Consider the following 17,536-nt stretch of genomic DNA (forward strand, 5'->3'; position numbering starts at 1 on the left):
TCTACACTGAACACTTACCTCACCCTTTTTTTCCTATTCGTTTCATAATCTTCAAAAATCATTTCACCAAGACCTTTTAGTCCTGTATAAAATGCTTTTCCCTGATTTGCTTCTGTAAAATGATTGACAAAACGCTGTAAATACGGATCATTTGCAATCATAAAAGTTGTAATCGGAATGTGTAATTTTCTGGCTTGTTGTGCCTGCGTGTAACATTTATCTACAATATATTCGTCGAGACCGTTGCTGTTCATATAATACGAACCGTCCCTTTCGCGCACGCAGCTTGGTTTTCCGTCGGTAATCATGAAAATCTGCTTGTTCGTATTTCGTTTTCGGCGTAAAATATCCATTGCTAATTGCAATCCGGCAACTGTATTGGTGTGATACGGGCCAACTTGCAAATACGGCAAATCTTTAATTGGGATTGTCCAGGCATCATTTCCAAAAACCAAAATATCAAGCGTATCTTTTGGGTAACGGGTTGTGATTAATTCCGCCAAAGCCATTGCTACTTTTTTCGCTGGTGTGATTCGGTCTTCGCCATACAAAATCATACTGTGGCTAATGTCGATCATCAAAACGGTGCTCATTTGTGCTTTGTACTGCGTTTCTTCGACAACCAAATCATTCTCTGTCAGCATGAAACCTTCAACCCCATTATTAATTTGGGCATTTCGCAGACTTTCGGTCAATGAAATACGTTCTAAACCATCGCCAAAATTAAATTCGCGAAATTCTCCCGTATGTTCATCGCCATTTCCGGCATGTTTTGTTTTATGATTTCCGTTTCCGGATCGTTTCAGATTTCCGAAAATTTGATCTAAAGCCTGCTGACGAATTGCGCGTTCTGTTTTAGCAGTGATTCCAAAACCGCCGCTTCCATCTTCTTTGACTTCGTCTTTTATGTAACCTTTCTTTTTTAAATCTTCGATAAAATCATCGATCGTGTAGTTCTCATCTGTTAGTTTATATTCTATATCTAATTCCCGAAGCCAGTTGATTGCTTCGTCAAAATCCCCCGAAGTATGGGTGATTAGCTCTTTGAAAATACCAAAAAGTTTTTCAAACGGAGACTGAAACGGGGCTTCGTACGACTTAAAATAAAAACCTTTTTTAAATTCGTTTTTCATAATTCTAAAATTAAGTCTTTTTGGAATTATGAAAATAGAAACGTTTATTAATTTTTAGTTAAAATATTTAACCAAAATTCGCAGCTAACAGTGTTAGATGTAATAATTATTCAAACTTTCCATCGACATAAAACCAGGCATTATTTTCAAATTTAAAGGTTGAAAACTCATAATGAGTCTGTGGTTTATTATCAGAGTTTAAAAAATAGGCTTTAAACTTCACTGTATTTTCTGTAAAACTCAGAATTTCTAATTTTTGCCATTTATTTGCGGTAGCCCATTTTAGAATTTCTGCTTTCGAATAATATTTTCTTTCTGAAATATAGGTTGTTTTTAAAAGATATTCAGCATTATGAGTAGCATAAGCCGAATATCTGGAACGCATTAACGCCAAAGCTGTCGGCGCTTTTTGGTTATTTTCGAGATACAATCCGCAGCAATTTTCAAACTGTAATCCTGTATCGCAAAAGCATTTATGCGTCGCCATCTACTTCTTCTTCTCCGTTAAGTTTTACATGAAGCTGGTTTAATAAAACCTGATATCTGCTTATTTCTCTAACTTCTTCATCTTCTTCAGCAAAATCAATCATTTCGTCTAATACTTCACTTACATCTAATAATTTATTATTTGCTCCTCTGGAATCTCCCGCAGCAATTAAATCAATGATTTCCTGCACACTCGCTTTTAAACTTTCAAATTTTGTATTCATAATATAGGCGTGTTTTTTTGTTTGCCACGAATTTCACGAATTAACACGAATTTTTAATTTGAATTGAACACAAAGCTTAAAAAAATAATTCGTGTTAATTCGTGAAATTCGTGGCAAAAAATATATATTTAGTTTTCTTCCTTTTTATCTTCGTTGAATTTCTTCACAATTTCTTTCAGTTTTTCTTTGCGGGAAACTTCGGCTTGTTTTTTCTTTGCCTGAGCTTTGTGCAACTTGTCATTGTGAATTTTGATATTTCGTTCGTTATTGCGTCCCATTATATTTCTCTTTTAATTTCTTCTAAACTCCTTTCAGTAAAAATCAGTTCGTTGATAATCTGCTTTCTTAAATCGGCTATATCTTCATAATCAAAATATTTTGCCCACGAAGTTAATTGCTGCAGATTTCTAATTTGTTTTAAGCGTTTTGTGGTTTCAAAACTTGTTCTCAAAATTGCTTTTCCGTCGTAATTCGGGTTATTTTTATGCTGATAATTGGCGAGATTCTTTTCAAAATCGGCTTCTATGTAATATAGTTTTTCTTCGGCATTATCAGGATAAAATTCTTCCCAGGCAGCAAAACCAATTTTTGTTTTCGATTCGGTTTCCGGTTCACGCGCAATTAAACGCCATTTACTGTTGGCTAATCTTCCCCAATGATTGGATACGCGATACATTCCGGCTTCGGTATAATAATAAGAACTTCCTGCCTTGCTTTCAAACTGTTTTTTTAAACCTTCTATTTCATTTGGAAGCACTTCATTAAAAACACAAAAGGTATTCTTAAAAGAATTTGGATGTGGCTTAAAATTTTTCTGCATGTGCAAATATACTGAGATTGTCGCGAACTCCCTAAAACAAACCTAAATTGATTAACTTTGCGACTTCAATTTTAAAATAAAAAACTATGTCTAAAGATTCACAAGAAAAAATGCCGCAAAAAGGAGTTTATACCGGCATTATCGAAAAAGATGAAAACAACAATTATTTCTGTGGTGAATATCTTTTAGATTATAAAATTGCTCATACTAACTTTAATATTGGAGACTGGGTTACCATTAAATCTGTAATTGAGAATCCAAGCGACATTAGCTACGATAAATATCCAAAGAAATCTAAAAACTTCGATAAGGCGAATCATAAGCCGGAATAAGTTTTTTGTTTCAGGTTTAATGTTTAATGTTTCAAGTTGAAATGAGAATATTTTAACGCAAAGTACGCTAAGATTTTTTCTGAATGTCTGATTTTTATAAAATTGCAAAGCTCGCAAAGCTTTGTGTTGATAAAGCTTTGCGAACTTTTATTTTCAACACTATCCGCACTACAATAAAAAATCTTAGCGTACTTTGCGTTAAAATATCGTCCTAACATTATAAAACCTATAACTTCTACCGAATATTTTTTCGATCAAAAGTGAAAAGTTAAAAAAAAGTGTACCTTTGCAAAAAATTTGTCGATTTGAACTAATTAATATCGATTTCAAACTAATAGACAAGTAGTTACCTTTTATTTATGAAAAAAATAGTTGAATACCGCAAGTTACTAAACGTAGAAAAAACTGCAGAGTTAAAAGATTTAAAAACAATTTATCGTAATGCGATGAAAGAATCTCATCCTGATAAATTTGTAGGAGACGACGCTGGTTTAAAAGAGGCAGAAGAAAAAAGCAAAACAATCATTGAAGCTTACCACTTTTTAGTAAGTATTCACCCTGATACTATTAAACTTAATTTACCTGAATATACAGAAACAATTTCAACTTGCACGATTACAGATTACAAATTTGTAGAAGGGCGTTTGATTATTGATTTTTCTAACGGAAGTGTTTACGAATACATTAGTGTTCCTAAAGCTACTTACGTGAAAATGGTAAATGCTGATTCTCCTGGAAGATTCGCAAAAAGACACATTTTGAACTCTTTTACCTGGAGAAAGAAAACAAATCAAGAATAAATTTATTCAAAAATAATTCAAAAAGCACTCTTCTTACAGAGTGCTTTTTTTATGGCTTAGTATTAAAAAAACTCTATATTAGCATTCAAAACAATAAATAAATAAGAGTTTTAAATCAATTAAACGCTTCAAAACACTTGATTACAGGACATTTAGACACGAAAAAACTATAACAAAATTTTAGGTTACAAAATTCTATATGTTTTATAATTTTAGATACTTTTGTTGCACAAATCAATTAACTAATTAATTTTTTATAATGAAAAAAATACTTTTTTTACTTACAGCTTCTGCAGCTATCATTTCATGCAGTAAAGTTAAAGACGGAGAATACCTAATTACTGGTACTGCAAAAGGAATCGAAAACGGAAAAACTATCATTCTACAAGGACAAGATCCAGCTACAAGAATGACAATTGCGTTAGATACTGTAAAAGTTGAAAATGGAAAATTTGAAATTAAAGGAAAAGTTAAAGAACCAGCTTTCCATACATTAATACTTCAAGGTGCTAACGGACCAATCCCATTTATCTTAGAAACTGGAGAAATCAATATTGAAATTGACAAAGACAGCATCCACAAATCTAAAATTTCTGGAACTTACAATAATGACGAGTATGTAAAATTCAATGATGATCTTACAAAAACTCAAAAAAACTTAATTGATTTTCAGAAAAAGAATACTCAAAAAATGCAGCAAGCTCAGCAAGCTCAAGATACAGCAACTATCAACAGCTTGATGAAACAATACATGGAAATCCAAACAGAAGTACAAGCTAGTACTAAAAAGAAATATTTAGCTTACGCTGAAGGACACCCAAAATCTTATATCTCTGCCTTGATCATTCAAAGTATGATTAATGATCCAAGCAATGATATCAAAAAAACAGAGAGTTTATACAACGCTTTAGACGAATCTGTAAAAAACACAACTCCTGGTAAAGAAATCAAAACTAGACTAGGTCAAGCTAAATTGCCTGCGGTTGGTGCATCAGCTCCTCCAGTTGGCAGCGCTAAATGAAGAGCAGACTTTTCTGCGCCAAATCCGCAGGGAAAAGTAGTTTCGCTTAAAGAAAGTTTAGGTAAAGTTACTATCGTTGATTTCTGGGCTTCATGGTGTGGACCATGTAGAAAAGAAAATCCAAACGTTGTAGCGATTTACAAAGAATTACATTCAAAAGGATTAAACATTGTTGGCGTTTCTTTAGACAAAGATGCTGAACACTGGAAAGAAGCTATCGCAGCAGATGGTTTAACATGGACACATGTTTCTAACCTTAAATTCTGGGATGAACCAATTGCGAAACAATATAATGTTGAATCTATTCCTGCAACTTTTATTCTTGATGCATCAGGAAAAGTGGTTGCTCAAGACTTAAGAGGTCCAGAATTGAAAGCAAAAATCGTAGAATTATTAGCAAAATAATCCTACTTTTTAAATAAAGTTAAAAAATCTCCCTAGTGGAGATTTTTTTATTTTATTCAATTCCAATGAATTAAAAAATAACTTTAAAATAACTTAAAATTAAGTTCTTTTTTTGTTTGCAAATCTAGAAAACGTTGCTATCTTTGCCACCGCTTAGAACAACAAAGCACAACAAATTGAGATCGGGGAGATACTCAAGCGGCCAACGAGGGCAGACTGTAAATCTGCTGTGTGAACTTCGCAGGTTCGAATCCTGCTCTCCCCACTAAAAGGGTAAAAGAAGTGAAAACGAAAGTTTTCCAATCTTTTGAAAACCTTCAAAAAAGTGATAAAGCCTGCAAATCGTAAGATTCGCAGGCTTTTTTCATTTAAGACAGTTTCAAACTTTATAAAATACCCGAAATATGTTTCTGTTTCCTTATTAATGATCCTGTTGTTCCAGCCATTTTAAAATTGATTGGTTAGTTTCTTCAGGCTTTTCTTGCTGAATCCAATGACCACAATCAAGAGTAACAACCTCTAAATTAGGAACGATATTTTTTAGGTTTTCAGACTTTGGAATCGTATCCCGATTACCATATATCATAAGAGTCGGTTGATGAATGATTGGAATTATATCTGCCATTAAATGCCAGTTTCTATCAAGGTTTCTATACCAATTTATACCTCCTGTAAAACCTGAGGATTCGAAGGCAGAAATGAAAACAGATAGTTCTTTATCACTCATCAAGGGATCTCCAAGTGGTTTTTCTTCTCTTGCAAGATTAATCATTAGCATTCCAGGTTCAGGTGGTGTGAGAGGTATGTTTTTTCGAAATATGTTACGAAGGAACCGGGATTTGTTTTTGTTCATTATAGCATCTGCTACTCCTGGTTGTCTATTGAAGTGAACAAAATAGAAGTTCTCTCCAAATATTGCTTCCATCAACTCAATCCATGGTTTATCTCCACGATCTTGATAAGGTAAGGCCAAGTTTATTACTTTATTTACCCGTTCAGGATGCAATAGTGCCAGACTCCAAACGACATTTGCACCCCAGTCGTGACCCACAAAGGCCGCATCCTTATAACCAAAATGGTCAAGTAGTGCAATAAGGTCACTTGTTAAGTGTTCAATGTCATAATCCGTTATTTTGGTCGGACGAGATGAATTACCATAGCCGCGTTGATTTGGAACAATTACGTGGTAGCCAGCATCAACAAGAGCCTGTATCTGATAACGCCAAGAAAATGCATGCTCTGGAAAACTGTGGCAGAGAATGATCGGTTTTCCTGAATTTTGTTGACCTGCTTCAAATACTTCCAGCACTACACTATTAACTGAAATCATTGTAGCCTTAGGAAATGAGATGGGATTAAATCCTGTCTTTATTACGTTTGTCATTTTTATTCTTTTAAAGATTATTAATGATGCAAACTTATATCTGGAAAGTGACAGCCTTATGTCAGGGGTCAAAAAATAAATTAGTGATAGGTGCTAAAATACTCTTCCAGGGTCATTTTGTGTGGTTCAAATTTGTCTGTAAGTATTTCTAATTCATTGATTCTGTCTAAACGAAAAAAACGAAACTTTCTTCTTAATCGACAATAGGCAACTAACAACCAATTTTCTGTACTCAACAAGGCAAATGGTTCGATGCTTCGGGTTGTGGGTTCATTTTTTGCATTGGTGTATTCAATTTTTACAACACGAAAATTTGTCAAAGCAAATTGTAAGTCAGATAAATGACTACTGTTTCTTTCCCGATTGTTATTCTGGTCAAATCGTACTCTTTCTGAAAGTAAGTTCGCTTTGTCTAGTATGTTGTATTTTAAGACTGCTTTTACTTTTTCAATAGCTTCAGTATAATCTTTAATGAATGAAGTGTCTTTGTTTTGAAGAACTAATTGTTCTGCGGTAATTAACGCATTTGCTTGTGCTTCTGTGAACATTACGGGAGGCAGTCTGTAGCCCTCCATTAGTGAATAGCCTTTTCCATCTTCTGTAATTATTGGAACTCCCGATTGTTCAAGTGCTCTAATGTCTCTATAAATTGTCCGATTGCTTACGTTAAATTTGTTTGCAAGAGTTGTTGCCGTCAAAAGTCGTTTTGTTTGCAATTGTATTAAAATTGCAGTCAGTCGTGAAAGTCGTGTAGTCTCATTTTCGTTCATTTTTTTTGACTGTCAATGTTTCAAGGGGAATTTTTGGCATTACGGCTGAAGTTTTGTTATTACAACGGGTTTGGAACTAAAACTCCTTTTTGGATTTAAGTTTAAATGAATTTGAATTTCTTGCAACTAACATATTATATAAACTTATTTAATAAAAACGGCATAGCAAAACGCATACTTATAGTAAAATTTGGAATGCTCATAATTACAGTAATGGGAATATTTAAAATTCCTATTGGTTTAGCATCGCATTCACTTATACTCATCAGATCTGGGATGATATTTTTTTCAAAACTACCTGTATTGAAGTCCAAAAAAATCATTATAAATAGTGATTTTTTATTTCCCATAGTTATATCATGCAACAGGAACTGCTCATGGTGTTTTTAAAAGTAAAAATCCATAAAAACAAGAAAGAGATTTAGGCTTGAATATTATTAATGAGAAAAACTCAAATTGGCGTAAAAGTATCATGGAAAGGTTTTTTTCTACCTTTCCTTTTATTTCATAATAGGACAAATTTGCAATGTAATTTAAACATAGCACAATACAAATATTTATATATGCTATTTAGATTCAAATAGTCCATTATAACATAATAATTTTCTATAACGGATGTGCGCGCTGTGAGCCAATAAAAATAGTCAATCAATCACAGTAATCAATTATCACATTATGAAATTAAATTTTTTCCTGTTCGCATCACTAGTTGTAATGACAGCAGTTAAAGCACAAAATCCCGGAAGAGTTTCAGGAATACTATAAATGACTTCGTCAGTTTTTACTTCCGGTACTGTAACAGTCACCAAAACCTTATCATCTTTTACATCGCTAATTAATATTTACTTCTACAGTTTTGTTTGCAATTAATATCCTTCTGATTTTTTCTACGTTTTTGATCTTGATTCCCTCTGCCTCCACTAAGGTTAAATCTTCCAAAAACTCATCTCTAAAAGTTAAGGTAGATCCTTCAAATGGCAAATCTTTTAATTTTATATAAAGAGCCTCTGCTTTCTTATAATTTCCTTTTAATAAAAGCAGGAGCGGCATATTAGAAAGCGGATATTTTGACTCAGGATCATACTTCATGCTTTGGTTTAAATAGTACTCTACATCATTTAATTTTTGAGTTACAATGCTGTACCAAGCCAAACTATTATAATGTATCCCCATTTGTTTCTTTGTTAAGCTATCAGGAGCAATTTTATAATAAGCAGAGTCTAAAGTAACCAAACCGAGGTAGTGAGCCCTTATATCCTTATTTGTTTTTAATGATGAAATACCAGACTTTAAAAAGTAGGCTCGATACTCTTTTATATGATTCGCATCTGAGACAAATAATGTCTTTGATTTAGCATCTGAAGTATAATTATAAGAAATCAAGCTGATTTTATATCTATAAGCAACATCATCATTTGATTTTAAGATACTTGCCATCAACAAATCAGCTCTGCTTATGTCTTTTTCCTGCAGATAATATTCATAAAATTTGAGCATAACATCAGGGCTTTTACCATTAATAAGGTTTTTTATGTTTTTCTTTTTTAAATTAAATTCATCTCGTATAGTGTCTAATGTTTGTATTTTATTATTTTGATAATCTGCCTTAGGGTTTATATTTGCCTGACATGCAAAAGCACTTAGCATCAGTATCACGCGAAATATTATCATTAATATTATTGATTTCATTTTTAAAAATTTATTTAAAATGTAATTACTTGTTTTTAGTTAAATTATGTTGATAAGTTATCTTAGTAATTTAGGTTAAGACCAAATCCTATTCCCATATCACTATCATAATGTGTTGTAATTCCAAAGTTCTTTCCGGCAATATATTTTAATCCTGCAATATATTCCTTGTCGGTATTCCACATCAAATTCATTCTTAATCGCTTTGAAACCGGAATGTCTTTTCGTTCTAATTGAAAACGTATTTTACCGTCTGTAAAGATTTCCGTTTGCGCTACTACAAGCATTGGAAGAGTATAGTTTACACCGGCAGAAAATACAGCCCTTTTATCTTTAGTGCTGGTTTGTCCAAATAAATTTTGCTCTTGTTCGCTCATTTCCATTTTTCTTGATCTCCAGTCAAAACCTATAAATGGCATAAGCCATTGCATTTTTCCAATATAGCGGCCGATATGTGTTTCGGTTTCGTAGCCATGCATATTATTATAGCCTAACCTCCACTCTGTTCCAATACTCCAACGTGTGTTTTGAAACATTGCTTCTCCATCATTGCCATTAGTAGCAAAATCATTTTCTGCCATGAAATGAAACTTTCTATCATCAGCAAAAAGCATACGCTTGGCTAATTTTGGATTAGGAATTTCGGGATTTAGTTTTGAATTTTCATAACTAAAAATCCTTCCCATACCGCTCATCATGTGGTATAAAATATGACAATGAAAAAACCAGTCTCCGTCTGCGTTAGCATTAAATTCTATAGTATCTGTTTCCATCGGCATGATGTCGACCACATTTTTAAGAGGGGCATAATCTCCCTGCCCGTTTACCAATCTGAAGTCATGTCCGTGTAAGTGCATGGGGTGGCGCATCATAGAACCGTTGTGTAAAATAATACGAACATTTTCTCCTTTCTTTATAAGGATTTTATCAGTTTCTGATACTACTTTATTGTCTAAACTCCATACATAACGATTCATGTTACCGGTAAGCTCAAATTTTAATTCTTTAACAGGTGCATTTTCAGGAAGGTTAGTTTTTGACGTCGCTTTCAGCATTGCATAGTTTAATGTCTTGATCTCAGCAGATCCGTCAGTTATCTCAGGATACATAACAGCGTTCATATCCATCTGATTAAGTGCCATTGTCATGCCCATATCATCCAAATCGCCATTCATTTTCATCATACCGTTCATCATCTTCATGCCTTCAAAATATTTCAATTTCGGTAATGGCACACTTGAATGTTTAGTTCCTTCCCCCAGATATAAAGATGCTGATTTAGTACGATCTTCAGGGGTTGCCAAAAATTCATAAGATGTATTTTGCTCCGGAATGGTTACCACAAGATCATAGGTTTCAGATACAGCTATTAATAATCTATCAATCTCAACAGGTTCGACATCATTACCATCATTTGCTACGACAGTTATTTTACCGCCTGCATAATTGAGCCAGAAATTGGTTGATGCTCCCCCGTTAGAAACTCGTAAACGAATCTTATCACCAGCTTTAAATTGATAAAGCTGGTTTTTATTTTTACCATTAATTAAAAATGCATTATAATATACATCACTCACATCCATGGCATTCATTCGTTTCCACTCGTTTGTCACTTTGGTTGAAAAATATCCTTGTTTTATGGCTTCGGTATAACTTTGTGTAGTACCTTTTTTAATTGCAAACCAATCACTGGCATTGTGTAAAAGCCTGTGGATATTTTCAGGATTCATGTCGGTCCACTCGCTCAAAACTATCGGTACTGAAGGTAAATCATCTATACCTTTTCTAAAGGTTTTATCATTTAGCTTTTTGTTTATTATAAATGCACCATACATACCAATTTGCTCCTGAAGACCACTGTGGCTGTGATACCAGTGAGTACCGTTCTGAATAATGGGAAAAGTATATTTATAAACCGTATGAGGTTTTATAGGCATCTGAGTCAGATATGGAACTCCGTCTTCCTTATTGGGCAAAAACAAGCCATGCCAATGCAGCGAAGTTTCCTCATCCATTTCATTATGTACATAAATCTCTGCAGTATCTCCTTCTGTAAATGTAAGTGTTGGCATTGGAATTTGTCCATTAACAGCAATTGCTCTTTTGGGTTTACCAGTGAAGTTTACCAAAGTGTCTTTTACATATAAATCATAACGAACGACTCCCTGCGCATTTACTGTTAAAGTAAACAGCAATAATATATAGAGTATTTTCATATTTTAAAGTGTTTCAATGGTCTTTCCGCAAGTCATCATCTTGGCTCCATAATAAGGATTTTTAATTTCCTTTTCTCTGCTTAACCAATTAGCATCCTCCATTGGACAATATTGATAATAAACAGGCTCTGATGATTTTGAAACTTTAATCAGATCGTGCAGGTTTTTTGATAGTGATTTAAAAACCTTTCTTTGTTTATTTATATCCTGCGAATTAGAAATATTTTCGGCATCTGCTAATAAAGCTTTAGATAGTTTCATCCAAATTGTATGTTCTTCCATTTTTAAACTTTCCATCTTTACAGCAGTAATAGCTGTTTTGAGTTTTTCTGCGTTTAAGGAAGCTGATTTACTATCGGTTTTTACCAAAGATTCATTTACAAGGAAATAGGAATCATAAACATTCTGCAGCTGATTGTTTTCCAGAGAATCACTAATCATTATATTATTAGAAGTACTATTTAATATTTTTGATGTACTTGCTGAATTTAAAAAATTAGCACTGAACGAAAGGATTGACACCAATAAAAGTATTGCTGTCATTATTTTTTTTAATGAATACATATAGTTGTTTTTTTAAAATCAAATAAGTTAATAAATTACATATTGACAGAAATACTTATAATTTGTAAATAGTAATTAACTGAAAAAATTGAATAGAAAAGATTTGACAGTAGAATATTAAGTGCTAATTTGATACACTTATGGCTGTCACTTTTGAATTTAACCTATTTTTGGTTTCAAAAAAAGAGAAGAGTAACCTGAAGAAATTGAACTTTCAGGATGATTAAATTTTTGATTTTTAGTGCCGAAATAATAATTTCTGGTTTTTAACGATGTTTCATTAAATACTAAAAAAACACCTGCAGATGGTGCGCAAATGCATTTAGAATCTTTACAATTATTATCACAGCAATGATTCTTTTTACCCATATGCCCAGCAGCACAACAATCTTTTTTACTATTAGTTGAAGACATTTGTGTGGTGGAATGTCCTGTTTTAGATTTACTTACACAAGCAAAAGTGTTACTAGGCATTATAAAAAAACCTAATAATAAAAATGCTAAAAAGTAAAATTTTCTCATTAGTAAAATTAAAATATGAAACAAATATAATAATTATATTATATTGATTAATAGTTTGTTGATTAATTTATTTAAAAACTTAAACTTTTTTGCAATCTTAATTAAAATGAAAAAGAAAGTTCAAATCCTGATTGAGTTCAAGGAGTATAATTTAATATTATAATTTCTTGTTTATAATATCTGAATAATCAATTCGATGAATATCATTTTTTGTTTAAAGTTTCTTTACATCCCTTAAACTATATCCTTTTTGTTTTCTGAAAAATTTGTTCAGATGGCTTACATCCGTAAAGCCAAATTCATATGCAATTTCATCCATACGTTTATCACTAAACCTAATTCTATGCTCGATCAGGTTAACCTTGTATTTAGCGATATACTAATGTAAGGTATCGTTAGTATGCTATTTAAAATACCTTCCAACATAAGCAATTGATACAGAAAATACATTGCTGATTTGTTCCGCTTTTAATTTTTCAGGATTATAAATATTCTGCTGAATATATTGCAATATTTTAACTGCTGTTTCTGAGATATAATCCGGTAAAAAATTCGAGATATTTCTTGCTACAATAATGATCAGGGTATTTCAGTTCCTTTTATGATTGTAACATCACCTTTATAAGAAATCATTTCCTCGTTCAACTTTACAGCGTTTACCTCTAACTGGCCTTCAAACAGATAAGCTTGCCCATCATCATCAATAAATACATTGAGGTCAATAAATCCCTATTAGCAATAACTCCTTTGGATTTTCGTGACAATAATGGCTTTCCTAATAGATTTTTAAACGGCCCATATGGATGATTAATTACGGCTACACCAATGTTATCCTGATCTGTCGGATAATAAAAATAATATTTACCATTTTTTTAATACAGTCAGGAGCCCATGCATAATAGCATTTCATGGATTTCCAGCCCGAAAATTTGCTGGTAAGTTTAGAAAGTTGATTTAAAGTAAACCTTTCAGTCAATAAGCTAAACAGAATTGGTGATTCACGAACTGATTTACTAAACTGGTAAAAGGCAAGATCTAACATTTGGTTGTGGCCAAAAATTAAATCTCCTGCCTCTTCAGCATGCTTCCATCTTTTGTATATACTAATTCTGCTGCAGTTTATCTTGCAGTCTTTTATATCGATTAAAGCATAATATCCTATCGTAACTATTGTATTTGTTAGATCGTTTTTATGGTTTACAGTGTTTTGTCTAAGAAGCATTTTTTTCGATACCATATCATTAACAAAATAAGACCGTAAGCTGTTATATAAGATTTAATCTGGTATGGTGAGGTAGTCCGCAGGCTATTAACAAATAAAGTCTTCATATATGCTGATTAAAATTTCGAAACAAAATTCCAACACAAAAAGGAGATTCAAAATGAACAATTCACACTATTCCATAGACTATTTACCTGCTGGGGTTCAAAAAACAATTTGTGCTTGTCAATATGACAAAAGGCAACTTTGATTTAGTTTCCAAAAGTATTGTAAAGCAAAAAACCCTATCCGATATGGGATAGGGTTTTTCAAAAGAAAGGCGACGACATACTCTCCCGCAATACTGCAGTACCATCTGCGCAGGCGGGCTTAACTACTCTGTTCGGGATGGGAAGAGGTGAGCCCCGCCGCAATAACCACCTTAAGGTTGTTAGTCTAAAGTCACAAGTCTTAAAGTTGTAAAGTCTTTCGACTTTTGACTTTAATCTTTCGACTTAAAGACTGCCCGCGACGGGCAAATATTTTAACATACTGAGATAAAGAAAAATAAGTTTTTGTTTAGAAAGTTTCCTCCCCTCTCGTCTGGGACGAGAGGGGAAAAGGTTGTACATAAGCTTACGGATTATTAGTACTACTCGACTATGACATTACTGCCTTTACATCTATAGCCTATCAACGTGGTCATCTTCCACGATCCTTAAAAGAAATCTCATCTTGTGGTGGGTTTCGCGCTTATATGCTTTCAGCGCTTATCCCTTCCAAACGTAGCTACTCTGCGGTGCCCCTGGCGGGACAACAGATACACTAGAGGTTTGTCCAATTCGGTCCTCTCGTACTAGAATCAGATCCACTCAAATTTCTAACGCCCACAGTAGATAGAGACCGAACTGTCTCACGACGTTCTGAACCCAGCTCGCGTGCCACTTTAATGGGCGAACAGCCCAACCCTTGGGACCTTCTCCAGCCCCAGGATGTGACGAGCCGACATCGAGGTGCCAAACCCCCCCGTCGATATGAGCTCTTGGGGGAGATCAGCCTGTTATCCCCGGCGTACCTTTTATCCTTTGAGCGATGGCCCTTCCATGCGGAACCACCGGATCACTATGCTCTACTTTCGTACCTGATCGACCTGTATGTCTCTCAGTCAAGCTCCCTTATGCCATTGCACTCTACGCACGGTTACCAAGCGTACTGAGGGAACCTTTAGAAGCCTCCGTTACTCTTTTGGAGGCGACCACCCCAGTCAAACTACCCACCAAGCAATGTCCCCCGCAGCGCGGGGTTAGGCCTCAGATAAACAAAGGGTTGTATTTCAACAATGACTCCACAACGCCTGGCGACGCCGCTTCACAGTCTCCAACCTATCCTACACATCATTTATCCAAGGTCAATACTAAGCTATAGTAAAGGTGCACAGGGTCTTTTCGTCCCACTGCGGGTAAACGGCATCTTCACCGTTACTACAATTTCACCGAGCTCATGGCTGAGACAGTGTCCAGATCGTTACACCATTCGTGCAGGTCGGAACTTACCCGACAAGGAATTTCGCTACCTTAGGACCGTTATAGTTACGGCCGCCGTTTACTGGGGCTTCAATTCAATGCTTCTCCGAAGATAACATCTCCTCTTAACCTTCCAGCACCGGGCAGGTGTCAGGCCCTATACTTCATCTTACGATTTTGCAGAGCCCTGTGTTTTTGATAAACAGTCGCCTGGACCTCTTCACTGCGGCCCCGATTGCTCGGGGCGACCTTTCTCCCGAAGTTACAGGTCTATTTTGCCTAATTCCTTAGCCATGAATCTCTCGAGCACCTTAGGATTCTCTCCTCAACTACCTGTGTCGGTTTACGGTACTGGTACTAATTACCTGAAGTTTAGAGGTTTTTCTTGGAAGCCCTTAGGCGCACTATCTCTTTGTCCGAAGACTCCGAGTACTATCGTATTTCACCAGTCTCTGCGGATTTGCCTGCAGAGCCTATAGCTAGGTACTTTAACGAACTATTCCGTCAGTTCGCGGCGCTTTCATCACTCCGTCACCCCATCACAGTAATTAGTAGTACGGGAATATTAACCCGTTAGCCATCGACTGTCCCTTTCGGGTTCGCCTTAGGACCAGACTAACCCACAGCTGATTAGCATAGCTGTGGAAACCTTAGTTTTTCGGTGTGCGGGTTTCTCGCCCGCATTATCGTTACTTATGCCTACATTTTCTTTTCTAACCAGTCCAGCATACCTGACGATACACCTTCAACCCTGTTAGAATGCTCCCCTACCACTTACAGTAAACTGTAAATCCATAGCTTCGGTAATACACTTATGCCCGATTATTATCCATGCTCGTCCGCTCGACTAGTGAGCTGTTACGCACTCTTTAAATGAATGGCTGCTTCCAAGCCAACATCCTAGCTGTCTGGGCAGACAAACCTCGTTCTTTCAACTTAGTGTATATTTGGGGACCTTAGCTGATGGTCTGGGTTCTTTCCCTCTCGGACTTGGACCTTAGCACCCAAGCCCTCACTGCTGAGAAACATTATATAGCATTCGGAGTTTGTCAGGAATTGGTAGGCGGTGAAGCCCCCGCATCCAATCAGTAGCTCTACCTCTATATAACTTAATTCAGCGCTGCACCTAAATGCATTTCGGGGAGTACGAGCTATTTCCGAGTTTGATTGGCCTTTCACCCCTACCCACAGGTCATCCGAAGACTTTTCAACGTCAACCGGTTCGGACCTCCACTGTGTGTTACCACAGCTTCATCCTGCCCATGGGTAGATCACACGGTTTCGCGTCTAACACTACTGACTAAAGCGCCCTATTCAGACTCGCTTTCGCTGCGGATCCGTGGCTTAACCACTTAACCTCGCCAGCAGCGTTAACTCGTAGGCTCATTATGCAAAAGGCACGCCGTCACCCCACGAAAGGGCTCCGACCGCTTGTAAGCGTATGGTTTCAGGATCTATTTCACTCCGTTATTCACGGTTCTTTTCACCTTTCCCTCACGGTACTGGTTCACTATCGGTCTCTCAGGAGTATTTAGCCTTAGCGGATGGTCCCGCCAAATTCAGACAGGGTTTCACGTGCCCCGCCCTACTCAGGATACCACTATCTATTACATTTATTACCCATACGGGACTATCACCCTCTATGGTGTCACTTTCCAGTAACTTCCGGTTCTGCATGCATAAAATCTCGTGGTCCTACAACCCCAGCATTGCCGTAACAACACTGGTTTGGGCTAATCCGCGTTCGCTCGCCACTACTTACGGAATCACTTTTGTTTTCTTCTCCTCCGCCTACTTAGATGTTTCAGTTCAGCGGGTTTGCCCACCTATCGGTGTACTATGTCTTCAACATAGTGGGTTGCCCCATTCGGGTATCTGCGGATCAATCAATGTGTGCTTGTCCCCGCAGCTTTTCGCAGCTTATCACGCCCTTCATCGCCTCTGAGAGCCTAGGCATCCCCCATACGCCCTTATTTTGCTTATTGTACCAATCTCGTTCTTAAAACGAGACCTTTTTTTTTGTTTTTTACAATAAATCGTAAAAAACGCTTTCTACTTTCTTATTATTTTCTTATCTCAATATGTCAATGAACTTTTATTATCTATCTTTACAGATAATCAGTGGAGAATAACGGAGTCGAACCGTTGACCTCCTGCGTGCAAGGCAGGCGCTCTAGCCAGCTGAGCTAATCCCCCATTTTTTAGTTGTCAGTTAACAGTTTTCAGTTAACAGTACTTAAAACGGTTACTCAACCTCTAAAATTTCCTTTTTTCTAAGTTTCAGTCTTTTTAATTTGTTCTTGTTTCTTATAATTTACAATTCATAATTTATAATTAACAATTCTTAAAAAGTAGTCCCGGGCAGACTCGAACTGCCGACCCCTACATTATCAGTGTAGTACTCTAACCAGCTGAGCTACGAGACTCTGTTTTACTTAAAAATTTA

At 35.6% G+C, this 17,536-nt stretch carries 17 protein-coding genes, 3 tRNA genes, 2 rRNA genes and 1 pseudogene; 5 read left to right on the forward strand and 18 right to left on the reverse strand.

All coding sequences use genetic code 11. The features are described 5' to 3' along the window. Positions 1-14: 14 nt before the first annotated feature. The 5 genes from NLJ00_RS21375 to NLJ00_RS21395 all read right to left on the reverse strand — a co-directional run bounded on the left by NLJ00_RS21375 (position 15) and on the right by NLJ00_RS21395 (position 2,663). Complete coding sequence (locus NLJ00_RS21375) at positions 15-1,133, reverse strand: vWA domain-containing protein (protein ID WP_256635342.1); 1,119 nt, start codon at positions 1,131-1,133, stop codon at positions 15-17. Between the two features lie 106 nt (positions 1,134-1,239). Further along, positions 1,240-1,620: a YchJ family protein gene (locus NLJ00_RS21380; protein ID WP_256635343.1), complete on the reverse strand. Its 381-nt coding sequence runs from the start codon at positions 1,618-1,620 to the stop codon at positions 1,240-1,242. Then, positions 1,607-1,843, reverse strand: a complete 237-nt coding sequence (locus tag NLJ00_RS21385) for a hypothetical protein (protein WP_180856776.1) — start codon at positions 1,841-1,843, stop codon at positions 1,607-1,609. The genes NLJ00_RS21380 and NLJ00_RS21385 overlap by 14 nt, the downstream gene beginning before the upstream one ends. Before the next feature lie 128 nt (positions 1,844-1,971). Beyond that, positions 1,972-2,121 (reverse strand): hypothetical protein, encoded by a 150-nt coding sequence (locus tag NLJ00_RS21390; RefSeq protein WP_256635344.1) that lies wholly within the window; start codon positions 2,119-2,121, stop codon positions 1,972-1,974. Next, entirely contained in the window at positions 2,121-2,663 is a 543-nt protein-coding gene (locus NLJ00_RS21395; protein WP_180856777.1) for a hypothetical protein, read from the reverse strand. Before NLJ00_RS21395 ends, NLJ00_RS21390 begins: the two co-directional genes overlap by 1 nt. Before the next feature lie 86 nt (positions 2,664-2,749). Between NLJ00_RS21395 and NLJ00_RS21400 the strand changes: the two genes are divergently transcribed. The 5 genes and pseudogenes from NLJ00_RS21400 to NLJ00_RS21415 all read left to right on the forward strand — a co-directional run bounded on the left by NLJ00_RS21400 (position 2,750) and on the right by NLJ00_RS21415 (position 5,486). Continuing rightward, entirely contained in the window at positions 2,750-2,995 is a 246-nt protein-coding gene (locus NLJ00_RS21400) for a hypothetical protein (RefSeq protein ID WP_053474415.1), read from the forward strand. Between the two features lie 359 nt (positions 2,996-3,354). Beyond that, complete coding sequence (locus NLJ00_RS21405) at positions 3,355-3,795, forward strand: KTSC domain-containing protein (protein ID WP_053474414.1); 441 nt, start codon at positions 3,355-3,357, stop codon at positions 3,793-3,795. A 259-nt stretch (positions 3,796-4,054) separates the two neighbouring features. Beyond that, positions 4,055-4,816: a DUF4369 domain-containing protein gene (locus NLJ00_RS21410; protein ID WP_053474413.1), complete on the forward strand. Its 762-nt coding sequence runs from the start codon at positions 4,055-4,057 to the stop codon at positions 4,814-4,816. 18 nt (positions 4,817-4,834) lie between these two features. Further along, a pseudogene (locus tag NLJ00_RS25125) lies at positions 4,835-5,221 on the forward strand (peroxiredoxin family protein); the annotation flags it as partial. 184 nt (positions 5,222-5,405) lie between these two features. Then, positions 5,406-5,486 (forward strand) — tRNA-Tyr (locus NLJ00_RS21415). A 156-nt stretch (positions 5,487-5,642) separates the two neighbouring features. Here NLJ00_RS21415 and NLJ00_RS21420 read toward each other — a convergent pair. The 13 genes from NLJ00_RS21420 to NLJ00_RS21475 form a co-directional block, all read right to left on the reverse strand. Next, positions 5,643-6,605: an alpha/beta fold hydrolase gene (locus NLJ00_RS21420; protein WP_256635345.1), complete on the reverse strand. Its 963-nt coding sequence runs from the start codon at positions 6,603-6,605 to the stop codon at positions 5,643-5,645. An 80-nt stretch (positions 6,606-6,685) separates the two neighbouring features. Beyond that, positions 6,686-7,375 (reverse strand): helix-turn-helix transcriptional regulator, encoded by a 690-nt coding sequence (locus NLJ00_RS21425; RefSeq protein ID WP_053474411.1) that lies wholly within the window; start codon positions 7,373-7,375, stop codon positions 6,686-6,688. 134 nt (positions 7,376-7,509) lie between these two features. Further along, positions 7,510-7,725, reverse strand: a complete 216-nt coding sequence (locus tag NLJ00_RS21430) for a hypothetical protein (protein ID WP_053474410.1) — start codon at positions 7,723-7,725, stop codon at positions 7,510-7,512. A 481-nt stretch (positions 7,726-8,206) separates the two neighbouring features. Continuing rightward, entirely contained in the window at positions 8,207-9,064 is an 858-nt protein-coding gene (locus NLJ00_RS21435) for a hypothetical protein (RefSeq protein ID WP_256635346.1), read from the reverse strand. 62 nt (positions 9,065-9,126) lie between these two features. Continuing rightward, positions 9,127-11,280: a multicopper oxidase family protein gene (locus tag NLJ00_RS21440; RefSeq protein ID WP_256635347.1), complete on the reverse strand. Its 2,154-nt coding sequence runs from the start codon at positions 11,278-11,280 to the stop codon at positions 9,127-9,129. Positions 11,281-11,283: 3 nt separating this feature from the next. Beyond that, entirely contained in the window at positions 11,284-11,844 is a 561-nt protein-coding gene (locus tag NLJ00_RS21445) for a DUF3347 domain-containing protein (RefSeq protein WP_256635348.1), read from the reverse strand. 159 nt (positions 11,845-12,003) lie between these two features. Further along, positions 12,004-12,366 carry a hypothetical protein gene (locus tag NLJ00_RS21450; RefSeq protein WP_256635349.1) on the reverse strand — a complete coding sequence of 121 codons (363 nt, stop codon included), beginning with the start codon at positions 12,364-12,366 and terminating at the stop codon, positions 12,004-12,006. Positions 12,367-12,580: 214 nt separating this feature from the next. Continuing rightward, positions 12,581-12,742 carry a helix-turn-helix domain-containing protein gene (locus NLJ00_RS25130; protein WP_408611653.1) on the reverse strand — a complete coding sequence of 54 codons (162 nt, stop codon included), beginning with the start codon at positions 12,740-12,742 and terminating at the stop codon, positions 12,581-12,583. Between the two features lie 441 nt (positions 12,743-13,183). Then, the gene (locus tag NLJ00_RS21455) at positions 13,184-13,588 is read right to left on the reverse strand and encodes a hypothetical protein (RefSeq protein WP_123924591.1); all 405 of its coding nucleotides are present in this window, start codon (positions 13,586-13,588) and stop codon (positions 13,184-13,186) included. Positions 13,589-13,902: 314 nt separating this feature from the next. Continuing rightward, a 5S ribosomal RNA gene (rrf, locus tag NLJ00_RS21460) occupies positions 13,903-14,012 on the reverse strand. A 181-nt stretch (positions 14,013-14,193) separates the two neighbouring features. Then, positions 14,194-17,075: ribosomal RNA gene (locus NLJ00_RS21465) — 23S ribosomal RNA — on the reverse strand. Positions 17,076-17,212: 137 nt separating this feature from the next. Continuing rightward, positions 17,213-17,286 (reverse strand) — tRNA-Ala (locus NLJ00_RS21470). 156 nt (positions 17,287-17,442) lie between these two features. Continuing rightward, a tRNA-Ile gene (locus tag NLJ00_RS21475) sits at positions 17,443-17,516 on the reverse strand. Positions 17,517-17,536 lie beyond the last annotated feature (20 nt).

The organism is Flavobacterium panici, from assembly GCF_024499525.1.
Taxonomy (GTDB): Bacteria; Bacteroidota; Bacteroidia; order Flavobacteriales; family Flavobacteriaceae; genus Flavobacterium; species Flavobacterium panici.